General features: G+C 37.9%; 12 protein-coding genes. 11 read left to right on the top strand and 1 reads right to left on the bottom strand.

Annotated features, from left to right (window positions below):
* Nucleotide 1 precedes the first annotated feature (1 nt).
* The 7 genes from moeB (at nucleotide 2) to NV377_RS05715 (ending at nucleotide 8,816) form a co-directional block, all read left to right on the top strand.
* Entirely contained in the window at nucleotides 2–1,459 is a 1,458-nt protein-coding gene (moeB, locus tag NV377_RS05745) for a molybdopterin-synthase adenylyltransferase MoeB (protein ID WP_258200193.1), read from the top strand.
* 51 nt (nucleotides 1,460–1,510) lie between these two features.
* Nucleotides 1,511–2,458: a family 2A encapsulin nanocompartment shell protein gene (locus tag NV377_RS05740; protein ID WP_258200192.1), complete on the top strand. Its 948-nt coding sequence runs from the start codon at nucleotides 1,511–1,513 to the stop codon at nucleotides 2,456–2,458.
* Nucleotides 2,430–4,040 carry a family 2A encapsulin nanocompartment cargo protein cysteine desulfurase gene (locus tag NV377_RS05735; protein ID WP_308860054.1) on the top strand — a complete coding sequence of 537 codons (1,611 nt, stop codon included), beginning with the start codon at nucleotides 2,430–2,432 and terminating at the stop codon, nucleotides 4,038–4,040. The genes NV377_RS05740 and NV377_RS05735 overlap by 29 nt, the downstream gene beginning before the upstream one ends.
* A 20-nt stretch (nucleotides 4,041–4,060) precedes the next feature.
* Nucleotides 4,061–5,008, top strand: a complete 948-nt coding sequence (locus tag NV377_RS05730; protein ID WP_258200191.1) for a serine O-acetyltransferase — start codon at nucleotides 4,061–4,063, stop codon at nucleotides 5,006–5,008.
* 445 nt (nucleotides 5,009–5,453) lie between these two features.
* On the top strand, nucleotides 5,454–6,410 hold the full coding sequence (locus NV377_RS05725; protein ID WP_258200190.1) for a thymidylate synthase: 957 nt from the start codon (nucleotides 5,454–5,456) through the stop codon (nucleotides 6,408–6,410).
* A gap of 215 nt (nucleotides 6,411–6,625) precedes the next feature.
* Nucleotides 6,626–7,114 (top strand): dihydrofolate reductase, encoded by a 489-nt coding sequence (locus NV377_RS05720; RefSeq protein WP_258200189.1) that lies wholly within the window; start codon nucleotides 6,626–6,628, stop codon nucleotides 7,112–7,114.
* A 214-nt stretch (nucleotides 7,115–7,328) separates the two neighbouring features.
* On the top strand, nucleotides 7,329–8,816 hold the full coding sequence (locus tag NV377_RS05715) for a glutamate synthase subunit beta (protein ID WP_258200188.1): 1,488 nt from the start codon (nucleotides 7,329–7,331) through the stop codon (nucleotides 8,814–8,816).
* 336 nt (nucleotides 8,817–9,152) lie between these two features.
* Here the strand turns inward: NV377_RS05715 and nikR are convergent, their stop codons facing one another.
* On the bottom strand, nucleotides 9,153–9,566 hold the full coding sequence (gene nikR, locus NV377_RS05710) for a nickel-responsive transcriptional regulator NikR (protein ID WP_258200187.1): 414 nt from the start codon (nucleotides 9,564–9,566) through the stop codon (nucleotides 9,153–9,155).
* 57 nt (nucleotides 9,567–9,623) lie between these two features.
* Here nikR and NV377_RS05705 point away from each other — a divergent pair, with 57 nt between their 5' ends.
* From NV377_RS05705 to NV377_RS05690, 4 genes are all read left to right on the top strand, one after another.
* Nucleotides 9,624–10,703, top strand: a complete 1,080-nt coding sequence (locus tag NV377_RS05705) for a FecCD family ABC transporter permease (RefSeq protein ID WP_258200186.1) — start codon at nucleotides 9,624–9,626, stop codon at nucleotides 10,701–10,703.
* A gap of 71 nt (nucleotides 10,704–10,774) precedes the next feature.
* The gene (locus NV377_RS05700; protein ID WP_258200185.1) at nucleotides 10,775–11,545 is read left to right on the top strand and encodes a heme ABC transporter ATP-binding protein; all 771 of its coding nucleotides are present in this window, start codon (nucleotides 10,775–10,777) and stop codon (nucleotides 11,543–11,545) included.
* An 18-nt stretch (nucleotides 11,546–11,563) separates the two neighbouring features.
* Complete coding sequence (locus tag NV377_RS05695) at nucleotides 11,564–12,553, top strand: ABC transporter substrate-binding protein (protein WP_258200184.1); 990 nt, start codon at nucleotides 11,564–11,566, stop codon at nucleotides 12,551–12,553.
* A gap of 281 nt (nucleotides 12,554–12,834) precedes the next feature.
* A complete protein-coding gene (locus NV377_RS05690) occupies nucleotides 12,835–13,152 on the top strand; it encodes a hypothetical protein (RefSeq protein WP_258200183.1) in 318 nt (105 codons plus the stop codon).
* Nucleotides 13,153–13,254 lie beyond the last annotated feature (102 nt).

Genomic DNA, 13,254 nt, shown 5'->3' with positions numbered 1-13,254 from the left:
GATGTCGGTTGAAGTATTCATACCAACAGCACTTCGTAACTTTACCAACGATCAATCGAAGATTTTAGTTGAAGCCAGTACAGTAGAGCAAGCACTGAGAGTGCTAACCGAAAGCTATGCTGATTTGCAAAGACATCTTTTCACAGCAGAAGGAAAGCTCCGTAGTTACGTTAATATCTATGTGAATGAAGATGATATTCGACAAAAGCAAGGTCTGCAAACTGAACTAGGTAGTGGTGATACAGTTATGCTTGTTCCATCTATTGCAGGTGGAACTGAGACAGAAGAGGAAGTTCCAACGGTTACTAAGGAGCTTCCTGAACTTACTAGAGGTGAAGTTTCAAGGTATAGTCGTCATCTTATTCTTCCAGAAGTAGGAGAGATTGGACAGCGAAAACTGAAAAACAGCTCAGTCTTATTGATTGGTACCGGTGGCTTAGGTGCACCTCTTGCTATGTATTTAGCAGCTGCAGGCGTAGGTACAATTGGAATTGTAGACTATGACTTTGTAGACGAAACGAACTTGCAACGACAAATCATTCATGGTACTAAGGATATTGGAAGACCCAAAATCGCTTCGGCAAAGGATCGCATCAAAAGTATAAATCCACATGTTAAAGTTGTAGCTTATGAGGAAAAGCTGTCTAGCAGCAATGCTCTTGAACTATTCAAAAACTATGATGTTATTGCTGATGGGACAGATAATTTTCCTACACGATATCTTGTAAATGATGCCTGTGTACTTTTGGGAAAACCTGCTATATACGGTTCTGTCTTTCGTTTCGAGGGACAGGCAAGCGTATTTTATGCACAGGAAGGCGCGTGTTATCGATGTCTTTATCCTGAGCCACCACCACCAGGATTAGTTCCTTCTTGCTCTGAAGGGGGAATACTTGGTGTACTTCCAGGCATTATAGGTTGTATCCAAGCTAATGAGACGATTAAGCAATTGCTTGGTGTTGGAGAAACACTTGTGAATCGGTTGTTGTTATTCGATGCATGGTCTATGAAGTTTCGTGAGCTAAAACTTACAAAGGATCCAAATTGTCCGATATGCGGAGAGCATCCAAGTATAACTTCATTAATAGATTATGAGGATTTTTGTGGTTTAAAACCGCATAATGATGAGAAACAAAAGATTCATTATATTACGGCAAAGGAACTGAAAGTAAGACTAGATCAAGGCGATGAGCTGCAAATTATCGATATACGAGAGCCTCATGAGCTAGCTATGGGTAAGCTTCCAGAAACTAAGGCAATACCATTTGGTCAAGTTGTTAGACGTAAAGATGAGCTTGATCCGAATAAAGATACAGTTGTAGTTTGCAAAATAGGTGAGAGAAGCAAACTAGCAATACATGCTTTATTAGATGCTGGCTACAGTGGTAAGCTTTTGAACTTAAAGGACGGAATTAATAGCTGGGCTACTGATATTGATCAAAAAATTGCTCGGTATTAATAGGATCAAAAATTTAATTTGAATGAAATAATATTCTAGGAGGCATTTTACATGGTTGATCAAGTTAAAGAAGGTACTCCATTTTTAAGTTCTAAGGCAGCATATCAGTTGGCGAATGTAACTAAATCGGCACCGCAATTTGAAGCGATTACTCCAAGATTTTTAACAAAACTGTTTGATTGGAAAGGTCTTGAGACGGGAATATATAGACTTAATAAGGTTAAAGAAGGCGATACTCCGCTTGATGTATTATGCAGCTCATCTGATTCAAATGATATACCACAAGGATTTGTTGATTACGAAGCTGAGCCAAGAGAATATCTACTGAATGCTATTTCTACAGTTATTAATGTAAATACTAGAGTAGCAGATTTGTATAGTACTCCATTTGATCAAGTACAAGAGCAACTACGTCTAGCAATTGAAAGTATTAAAGAACGCCAAGAGAGTCAATTAATTAATAGTGATGATTATGGTTTATTGAAAAACGCGGCCGATTCACAGCGCATTCAAACTCGCAATGGTCCTCCAACTCCAGATGATTTGGACGAATTGATCTCCAAAGTATGGAAGGAACCGTCCTATTTCCTTGCTCATCCACGTGCTATTGCAGCAATTGGCAGAGAATGTACAAGAAGAGGAGTGCCACCTCAAACGATTCAATTATTCGGAGCTCATTTTCTAACATGGAGAGGAATTCCTATTATTCCGACTGACAAACTGTTCGTAGATGGACATAAAAATCCGAAGGGTCTAGGTGGGAAAACAAATATTTTACTTGTTCGAACAGGAGAGAGTAAACAGGGAATTATAGGCTTGTATCAGGCAGGCTTGCCCGGAGAACAATCTAGAGGCTTATCTGTTCGTTTTAGGGGTATCGATCAAAATGGAGTCGGCTCATATCTTCTTTCTTTATATTGCTCTGCTGCTATTTTAGCGGATGATGCAATAGCTGTATTAGAGGATGTCGATGTTGGTAACTACTATGACTATGAATAATATACCTAGTGGTTTTCCAGATCCCTCTGTGATAGCGTCAATGGCAGGAAATTACTTCACAGAATTCGATGGACCAGAACTATCTAGTGCACAGCCCTTTCCCCAAGACTCTGCTTCTGCTATAGGACATAGCAGAGGGATTTTGAGTGAGCAGGAATTCAAGGCAGCGATTGATACCTTACATATTGAAACACCTCATGCGGTTGTTCTTCCATCTCAACCCAATACTCCTAAAGCCTCGGGCATTCATAATTATTTGGAAGGACAGCAGAAGCTTCATTCGGTCCTGCCACAATTTGATCATGTATTTGAGCCAGTAATATTGCCTGCTTCGTATGAACAAAATGCTATCTCTCTAGCACATGGCGGCTTTAATGTACATGCCATTAGAAAGGATTTTCCGATTCTTAAAGAGACGGTTAACGGTAAACCTCTCGTGTGGCTTGATAATGCTGCAACGACACATAAGCCTAAGCAGGTCATTGATCGTATTAGCTATTATTATCAGCATGAAAACTCTAATATCCATAGAGCTGCACATGAACTTGCTGCGCGCTCTACAGATGCATATGAAGGTGCGAGAAATAAAGTAGCTAAATTTTTGAATGCCGCCAATTCTTCGGAAATTGTATTTGTAAGAGGTGCTACAGAAGCTATCAATCTAGTTGCAAACAGCTATGCCAAACCGTTATTAAAGCAGGGCGACGAAATATTGATTACATGGCTTGAACATCATGCAAATATTGTCCCTTGGCAAATGGTCTGTGCAGAGACGGGGGCTAAGCTTAGAGTAGCTCCAGTAGATGGTCAGGGACAAATTATTTTAAGTGAATATGAGAAGCTATTAAGTAATAAGACAAAACTCGTTTCATTGACACAGGTTTCCAATGCACTCGGTACAGTTACACCAGCGGCAGAAATGATCCGGATGGCACATATGCATGGCGCGAAGGTACTTGTAGATGGCGCACAAGCCGTTTCACATATGAAAGTGGATGTTAAGGCACTTGATTGCGATTTATATGTGTTTTCTGGACATAAGGTGTTTGGACCGACTGGTATTGGCGTTTTGTATGGTAAGCCAGAGGTGCTAGAGGAGATGAGACCTTATCAAGGTGGGGGTAACATGATTCAAGATGTTACCTTTGAGAAAACGCTCATTCATCCAGCACCAGCTAAATTTGAAGCTGGAACCGGCAATATTGCAGATGCTGTGGGCCTTGGTGCTGCTATTGACTATGTAGAATCGATAGGTCTCGAGCGGATTCATCAATACGAGCAATTTTTACTGCAGTATGGTACAGAGGCACTTTCTCGCATCCCAGGACTACGTATCATCGGAACCGCAGAGCAAAAGGCTGGGGTACTGTCATTCACACTGGATGGTTATACGACTGCTGAGGTAGGAAAAGCGCTTAGCGAAGACGGGATCGCCGTTCGTTCTGGACATCACTGTGCACAACCAATTTTACGTCGTTTTGGTGTTGAAAGTACAGTTAGACCTTCACTTGCATTCTATAATACTTGTGAGGAACTTGATCTCCTCGCTGAAATTGTAGTGAGATTAGCAATGAAGAATTAGATCAATAAGGGGGAATTCAATTGAATGGCGGTTTTCACAGTAATATTAATCAATTAGTAGCCAATATTGCAGCGAGCTATCGTGATCATCCCATTAATGCAGCAATTGATCCCTCGTTGCTGCCCAATCGTAACCGAATTATTGAAGTTATTGGGTTAATGAGAGAACTACTATTTCCTGGTTATTTTGGCCGGCAAAATATTCAGGATACTACGTTAGAATATCATATCGGTGATTTGCTCATTCAGATGCATGAGAAACTATATGATCAGATAAGTAAAGTACTCCGTTTTGCGAATGGACATGACGATCCTGCGCTACTTGATTCCATTGCAGATAAGACAGAGCATATCATTACACAATTTTTAAGTCGAGTTCCTCAGATTAGGCAAATTATGACTACAGATATCCAAGCAACCTTTGAGGGAGATCCTTCGGCTAGCAATACAAGCGAGATTATTTTTTCTTATCCTGGTTTATTTGCTGTTGGTATATATCGTATGGCGCATGAACTACATAAATTAGCTGTACCATTAATTCCTAGAATGATGGTAGAGTATGCACATAGTGTAACAGGAATAGACATTCATGCTGCGGCTCAAATTGGACATTCCTTTTTTATCGATCATGGAACTGGTGTTGTCATTGGAGAAACAACAGTTATCGGAAATCGTGTGAAAATTTATCACGGCGTTACTTTGGGAGCGTTATCTACAAGAGGCGGGCAAGCTTTACATGGTGTGAAGCGACATCCAACCTTACAAGATGATGTTACAGTTTACTCTGGCGCTTCTATATTAGGTGGGGATACGGTAATAGAGAAGGGTGTTGTCATTGGAAGTAATGTTTTTATTTCCAAATCAGTACCTGAGGGAGCAAGAGTTACAGTGAAAAATCCTGAGCTTATTATACGAGGCCGTGCACCACAGGAATTTAAACAGGAGCTTATTTTTGATTGGGTTATATAGAATAATGTCAATAATTCAATTGGAAAGTTGTTAGCATATATGGACGCTATATAATTTCTGAAGTAAAAATGGATAAATAAATTAGTAGTATATGGAAAAAAACGAACACTTGAGTTGGCATATAATATGCCGGCTCTTTTTATACTGTTATAACATTCATATATGTACATTTGTAAACTTAAAGGGTAACTGTATACTAAAGAAAAAAAGCTATCTATTATAAGTTTCTGATACGTGAAAATAAGGATAATGAAATTACACATGAATAACAAATTTAGTTTGAGGATGGTATTCCTATAATGTTATAATAATAAGAATACGTCTTTTCATTGAAATGAAATAAGATTCAGAGGTTAATAAAAAGTTTGGCGAATGCTTATAATGTGACTTATCATTTCTATGAAGTTATTATGTAAGTTAATGAAAAGTTTTAGGAGTGAGTGGAATGGTATCTAGCGAGCAAGCTTATTTGCAGCTATTAAAAGATGTATTAGAAAAGGGCGAGAAGAAAGAAGATCGTACGGGCACTGGAACGATATCTTTATTTGGTTATCAGATGAGATTCCCATTAAGTGAAGGCTTTCCATTGCTAACGACGAAGCGCGTTCCTTTCAAGCTTGTTGCGAGTGAACTACTATGGTTTATTAAAGGTGATAGCAATATTCGTTATTTATTAGAAAATAACAATAATATATGGAATGAATGGGCGTTCAAACGTTGGATTGAATCCGATGAGTATACTGGACCTGATATGACCAACTTTGCCCATCGTGCGCTAGCGGACGAGCAGTTTGCGGCACAATACGAGGAACAGTTAACTTATTTCAAACAACAAGTACTAGAAGATGATCAGTTTGCTGAGAAATACGGCGATCTTGGAAATGTATATGGTAAGCAATGGCGTGAGTGGAAAACTACACTAGGTGATGTGATTGATCAGTTATCCGACATTATTGCAACGATCAAAACAAACCCCGATTCTAGAAGATTAATTATTTCTGCTTGGAATCCTGAAGATGTTCCAACAATGGCTTTGCCACCTTGTCATACGATGTTTCAATTCTATGTATCAAATGGTAAGTTAAGTTGTCAATTATATCAGCGTAGTGCTGATATTTTCCTAGGAATTCCGTTCAATATCGCTAGCTATGCGCTTCTAACTCATCTAATTGCCCATGAATGTGGTCTTGAGGTGGGTGACTTTATTCATACATTAGGTGATGCTCATATCTATGTGAATCATCTGGATCAAATCGAGACTCAACTTTCTCGTGAACCAAGAGCTTTACCAACTTTGCAATTGAATAAAGACAAACAGTCAATCTTTGATTTTGAATTATCCGATATGCAAGTTGTCGGTTACGATCCACACCCTACAATTAAAGCACCTGTAGCGGTGTAGTGGAACTAAAGCTTATTTAAGATTAATTAGAGAAATATATACAACTATAGAAAGCCATCATTATGCGACGGGTCATACGTAGCGATTAATGATGGTTTTTTGAATAGAAACCATTCCGTAATACGATTGTGATCACTGTAGATGCATAATAGGCAGAGTTCCATCAGATGTCGTATAATATATAAGAAATAGCTGATACATGAGGAGAGAATAATATGTCTTTAAGTTTAATTGTTGCTACAAGTCAGAATAATGCAATTGGGTTAAATAATAAAATGTTATGGCATTTACCAGCAGAACTTGCTCATTTTAAGAGAACAACTTTACATAAACCAGTGTTAATGGGTCGTAAAACGTTTGAATCTTTGGGCAAGCCGCTGCCCAATCGTACAAATATTGTACTATCAAGACAGCAGGGGCTTGTCATTGAAGGTTGTGAGATTGTTCACTCTGTAGAAGAAACGATTGAAAAATACGGGAATGAAGAATTGATGATTACTGGAGGAGCAGAAATTTATAAACTCTTTATGCCATATATAGATACGATGTATATTACTAAAGTTGATGTAGAAATTACAAATGCAGATGCATTTTTCCCATGCTTTGATGAGAACGAATTTGAACTGATTCATACCGAAACTGTACTGAAAGATGAGAAAAACGACTATGATTTTACAATTTACACTTATAATCGTGTGAAATAGTGCAAATAAAGGTTAGTTCTTTGTTTATGTAAATTCATACAAATAGTGCAAATGATTATGGTGATAGTCCATTACGAAAAACAAGCTAAAAATGATAGCATTAGTGTAACGAATTAATATACACTACCTCACTAGAGGATTAATAAATATATCCATGCCTAAACTAATTATCGTTGTAAAGGTAAGGGCTTTGGGATATTGGGGGAACGCTATCATGTCAATGCCAACTGGATTTTTGGACTATCAAAGAGAAGTGCCTACAGATCGTGATCCACTGAAACGTGTGAATGACTGGAAAGAGTTTCATAAACATATGCCAGAACAACAACTACAAACGCAAGGTGCTCGCTGCATGGATTGCGGTACACCATATTGTCATACAGGAATAGAGATTGGTAATACCGTATCTGGATGCCCGGTTAACAACTTAATTCCGGAATGGAACAACCTTGTATATCGTGGTCAGTGGAAAGAAGCTTTGAACCGTTTACACAAAACGAATAACTTCCCGGAATTTACTGGACGTGTATGTCCTGCTCCTTGTGAAGGCTCTTGTACAGTTGGTTTGATCGGCGATGCAGTAACTATTAAGACCATTGAAGAAGCGATTATTGAACGTGGTTTCGAGGAAGGCTGGGTTGTTGCACAACCGCCTAAAGTCCGTACTGGTAAGAAGGTAGCAGTTGTTGGTTCTGGTCCTGCTGGATTAGCTACTGCAGCTCAATTGAATAAAGCTGGCCACACGGTAACTGTATTCGAACGTGATGATCGTATTGGTGGTTTATTAACATATGGTATCCCAACTATGAAACTTGAAAAACATGTTGTAGATCGACGTGTTACTATATTGAAAGACGAGGGTATTCATTTCGTTACGAACACAGAAATTGGTAAAGACATTCCTGCTGCTGAGCTTTTGAATCAATTTGATGCGGTTGTTCTTGCACTAGGTGCTACAAAAGCAAGAAGCGTAACAATTGAAGGGTCTGAGCTTAAAGGGATTTACCCTGCAATGGAATATTTGAATAGCACAATCAAAAGTTATCTAGATTCTAATCTAGAAGATGGTAACTATATTTCTGCTAAAGGAAAAAATGTTGTTGTTATTGGTGGCGGTGACACAGGTACCGACTGTGTAGCTACTGCACTTCGACATGGTTGTGAATCTATTGTCCAATTTGGTACTGTAGCGAAAGCACCACAACAACGTGATGCTTCGAAAAACCCTTGGCCACAATTCCCTAATGTGTATACGTTAGATTATGCACACGAGGAAGCAAAAGCTAGATTCGGTGAAGATCCGCGTCAATTCTCTGTTCTTACGAAAAAATTCGTTGGAGACGAGCAAGGTAACTTGAAAGAACTTCACACTGTAAAAATAGAGCGCTATATCGATGAGACAGGTAAAAAAATATACAAAGAACTTGAAGGAACAGAGCAAGTATGGCCAGTAGATATTGCGCTAATAGCGATTGGTTTTGAAGGTCCTGAAGCGACAATCATTGATGAGTTAACACTTGCAACAGACAGTCGTTCTAATATCAAAGCTCGTTATGGTGATTACAGAACGAATATCGATAAAGTATTTGCTGCAGGAGATGTTCGTCGTGGACAAAGTCTTGTCGTTTGGGCGATTAACGAAGGTCGTCAAGTTGCCAAAGAAGTAGATAAATACCTAATGGGAAGTTCAATGCTACCTTAAAGAGGAAGTACAAAAAGTAGACTTTGATAACGAAGTATTACAGGAATTATATTTCGGCATCGAAGATGAATGCCTGCTTTTTGAACTTGCACTTAAAAATATCAATATACAACAGTAAAGAGTTAGTGCAATAACTCTTTACTGTTTTTTTGTGTGGGTATATCTAAGAACGACCCGTAATATCCTTTAGGATATTACGGGTCGTTTTTGAAATGATGACAATACTTATTAACGATTATGTAGGGTTATATAATTATACATTAGATAGTAAGTACATGAGATTTCAGTAGTAATTTACATAATGATATGATAAAATCTACATGGCAGTAACACGAATTAACTTAATGGTGACACGGTTAACTTTCCGTAAAAAACACCCTTTAGGGCAATTAATTGATCGCTTAATTGCTTTAATTGATGTGCTAACCCCTTGACAACGATAACTTCTAAACAATTATTATGATCGATATGAAGATGAGTTGTCGTTAAGATTTGATCATGGTAGTCATGTTGAATACTCATCATCTCATTGACTAATCCATTCTGATGATGAGCATAAAATAATAGTATTGTTCCTGCTACGTATTCACTATTATCAGAATAAGTTTGTTGCAGGATTGCTTCTCTAACAAGATCACGAATCGCTTCTGAACGATTTTGATAACTTCTCTGTTCGACAAGTACATCGAATTTTTGAAGCAATTTCTCATCCATTGAAACACCGAAACGAGTTAATTTGTTGTTGTCCATAGGATTACCTCTTTCTAAATAATTAAGTAGATCAAGCAAAATGAAAGGAATTACATAATGACGGAAAGTCAGCTTACTTCAAATCGTAGTATTAGAGCACAGAAAAAAACTGTAAATGTTAGGTTAATTATAATTATATTAATAATTGTAGCTTTTGCATCAATATTTTTGGCAATTGGAATCGGTCCGGTCTCTGTTGCCCCAAAAACGGTATTTCTCATTCTTATGAATAAAGTGCCATATCTTACAGACTTTATTCCAGATAACTGGACATTACTAGAGCACAACATCGTTTGGGGATTGCGTTTTCCACGCGTTCTGCTAGGGATGATTGTAGGTGCCTCACTTGCCGTTACGGGTGTAGCAATGCAAGCTTTAGTGCGAAATCATTTGGCAGATCCCTTTATATTGGGAGTATCCTCAGGCGCTTCTGCAACAGCAACACTTGGCATGCTTTTTGGTGTATTCGCATTTTTAGGTAGTTATGCTCTACCGATCAGTGCATTCCTTGGTTCAGCCATAACGATTATTATAGTATATACGATTTCTAGAGTAAAAGGGAGAATTAACATTACTCAACTATTACTTTCGGGCGTTGCACTTGCGATGATTATGGATGCTATAAAAAATGTCATTACGCTTAGTGCACCTAATGCACTTGGTATACATAATGCAACGTTTTGGTTGTCTGGTAGCTTGGCAGGAGCACGTTGGGGCTATTTAACTTTACCATTTGTAACGATGTTGGTATGTGTCGTTATTCTAATGATTAACTATCGTTCGTTAAATGCGTTATTACTTGGAGACGAAACTGCGGGTACTTTAGGATATGATGTGCGTGTAATGCAAAAGGTATTAATATTGGTGGCATCACTATTAGCAGGTACGACGATAGCAGTTAGTGGATCAATCGGGTTTGTCGGATTAATGGTGCCGCATATTGCACGGTTACTAGTTGGTTCAGATCACAGAAAAGTGCTACCAATAAGTGCGTTTATTGGTGGGATATTAGTTGTGTGGACAGATGTTGTTGCTAGAATCGTCATTGCACCTGGTGAATTACCTCTAGGTATATTAACTGCGCTAATCGGCGGTCCATTCTTTATTTGGTTATTAAAGAAAAATTCAAAAGCGTAGAATATGTTTTTGAGTCGTAAATGATTATAGTGTGTCTATCCGTTGACGAATTGAGTTTGTAGGAGGATGAAATGAGACTACAGGTTGAGCAATTAAGCTATAGTTACAGTGATCAGGCTATTATAGATAATATTTCTATTCATGTCGCTGAAGGCGAATTTGTTGGAATCGTTGGACCCAATGGGAGTGGTAAATCGACACTTTTGAAAAATTTATATCGAGCTTTGAAGCCGGATACAGGGACGATATTACTTGATGGTGACGATTATAAAATGTTAAACGCAAAAAAAATAGCACAAAAAATTGGTGTAGTCGGACAAGAGCATGCGATACCGTTTGACTTCAATGTTGATGAAATTGTTGCTATGGGTAGAAGCCCTTATAAGAAACTATTTGATGTAGATACGAAAGAAGACCAAAAAATTGTAGAGGAAGCTTTACATAATGTTGGTCTTAGTCATCTAGCAAAGACTAATTATCTGAATTTATCCGGTGGCGAGAAACAACGTGTTATTATTGCACGAGTTCTTGCGCAACAAACTAATTTTCTTATGTTAGATGAGCCAACGAATCATTTGGATATCCAATATCAATTGCAAATGTTCGACCTTATTAAAGGATTGAAGTTAACAGTGGTTTCTGCGATACATGATTTAAATCTTGCAGCGCTGTATTGTGATCGTATCTATGTAATGAAAGATGGAGAGATCTTCACTTCAGGAACTCCAGAAGAAGTGTTAACTACCGAACTATTAGGTGAAGTATTTGGCATTCGAACCCATATTATCGTTCATCCGTTAACCCAAAAAGTTAACATCACATATTTGCCAGCAAGTATATAGAGAAAAGGGGATAAGAGAATGAGGCTTAGAAGTATTGCATTAATGTTAAGTTCTATCGTTATAGTTGGAACATTGGTAGGTTGCACAGGGAATAAGTCGGAAGTTAATAATGGTTCAAATGTAAATGAGACCGCTGACGTACAAGATAAGTATACGCCATTCACCATTGATAATTACGGGAGAGAATTAACAATTACTCAAAGACCTACAAAAGTACTAACGCTAGGACCTAATACGACAGAATTGTTTATAGCTCTAGGCTTATCTCAATATATTATTGGTAACAGCCTGGACAATCATAGTAGAGGGGCGCTACCTGCATATGAAGAGCAGTATGCTGAAATCCCAGAACTAACGTATGGTCCTGCTACTAGAGAAGCAGTGCTTACAAGTGGAGCCGACTTTGTGTATGGTATTGACTGGGAATTTGGTGAAGAAGCGGTTGATATTAGTGAACTTGAAGAGTATGGTATGACCACATATGTGAATAGTGCGACTACACTTGATCAAATGTATCAAGAAATTCGAGATATCGGAAAAATATTCGAAATTGAGGATGCTGCAGAAGCGTTTATTAAAGATCAAGAAGCAAGAATGTTGCAAGTTAACGAAGTCGTTGCCGACCAAGAGCCAGTTAAAGTTCTAGTATACGATAGTGGTGGTAATGGTGTGTTTACTGCTACAGGTACAAATTTCGAGACGTTATTAATTGAACTTGCTGGTGGTAAAAACATTTTTGATGATATTACTGATAAGCAATGGTCTACAGTAAGTTATGAAGAAATATTGGCAAGACAGCCAGATGTTATATTAATTCATGATTATGATGTGCCTGCGCTTGAACAGAAATTGCTCGAAATTCATAGCGATCCTGTCCTTTCACAATTAGATGCTGTCAAAGAAAAGAGATTTGTAACGATCTCTTTGGAGAGTGTGTTACCCGGAGACAGAATGGCGTATACAGTTGAGACGTTAGCTAAGGGATTTTATCCTGAATTATTTGAATAATGTTCAGAGATGTTTAATAATGTTTAATGACATTAAATGATGTTAAATGATGTTAAATGATTTTAAATGATGATTGCAAAGCGAGGGATGACTTTTCCTCGCTTTTTTTTGTGTAGTTCACGAGGTATTGGTTCAAATGGTCCAATACAATAAAGAGAATGTCTGACTCTTACGAAATGCAAGATCAGATTAATATGTTGTGTGATCGCGAAGTACTTGTCCATACAGAGCTTATTTATGATAAAATATGATTATATTGTGTTCAATAAGGAGATTATTACGTGATTAAGTACGGACTAGATCAGATAGAAGAGTTGAAATTTATTAGCTTTGATATACATATTGAGAAAAGAGATCAGCAGTGGGTTGATATTAATCTCGTTCCAGTAGTATTAGAGGGAGCGCCGCTTCCCACAGATCTTATTGATTTTAATATTCTTGTCATCTGTTCTCATGAAGGCATTATTGCTCAAATGGTTCCACAAGATGTTGGTTGTGATTGTGAATATCAACTGACTTTCGCAGAAAAAGAGCAAGTACGCAACTATATTGAATCAGATGAGATACAAGGATTGATTGAAAAAGTTGTAAGAAAATAGGATTGTGTAAGAGGTCGTTCAAAAAGCAGGCTTTGATAACAAAGCAAGGTGTTTAATCGGGACTAAGATAAAGGATATCGTATCTAGTTCTCGAAAGTATAT

Source organism: Paenibacillus endoradicis (genome assembly GCF_024721975.1).
This window is presented reverse-complemented; position numbering and strand designations above follow the sequence as displayed.

Excerpts from the sequence above, each read along its gene's own strand:
- moeB (WP_258200193.1), top strand. The coding sequence starts at position 2 with ATGTCGGTTGAAGTATTCATACCAACAGCACTTCGTAACTTTACCAAC.
- NV377_RS05740 (WP_258200192.1), top strand. The coding sequence starts at position 1,511 with ATGGTTGATCAAGTTAAAGAAGGTACTCCATTTTTAAGTTCTAAGGCA.
- NV377_RS05735 (WP_308860054.1), top strand. The coding sequence starts at position 2,430 with ATGTTGGTAACTACTATGACTATGAATAATATACCTAGTGGTTTTCCA.
- NV377_RS05725 (WP_258200190.1), top strand. The coding sequence starts at position 5,454 with ATGGTATCTAGCGAGCAAGCTTATTTGCAGCTATTAAAAGATGTATTA.
- NV377_RS05720 (WP_258200189.1), top strand. The coding sequence starts at position 6,626 with ATGTCTTTAAGTTTAATTGTTGCTACAAGTCAGAATAATGCAATTGGG.
- NV377_RS05715 (WP_258200188.1), top strand. The coding sequence starts at position 7,329 with ATGTCAATGCCAACTGGATTTTTGGACTATCAAAGAGAAGTGCCTACA.
- nikR (WP_258200187.1), bottom strand. The coding sequence starts at position 9,566 with ATGGACAACAACAAATTAACTCGTTTCGGTGTTTCAATGGATGAGAAA.
- NV377_RS05705 (WP_258200186.1), top strand. The coding sequence starts at position 9,624 with ATGACGGAAAGTCAGCTTACTTCAAATCGTAGTATTAGAGCACAGAAA.
- NV377_RS05700 (WP_258200185.1), top strand. The coding sequence starts at position 10,775 with ATGAGACTACAGGTTGAGCAATTAAGCTATAGTTACAGTGATCAGGCT.
- NV377_RS05695 (WP_258200184.1), top strand. The coding sequence starts at position 11,564 with ATGAGGCTTAGAAGTATTGCATTAATGTTAAGTTCTATCGTTATAGTT.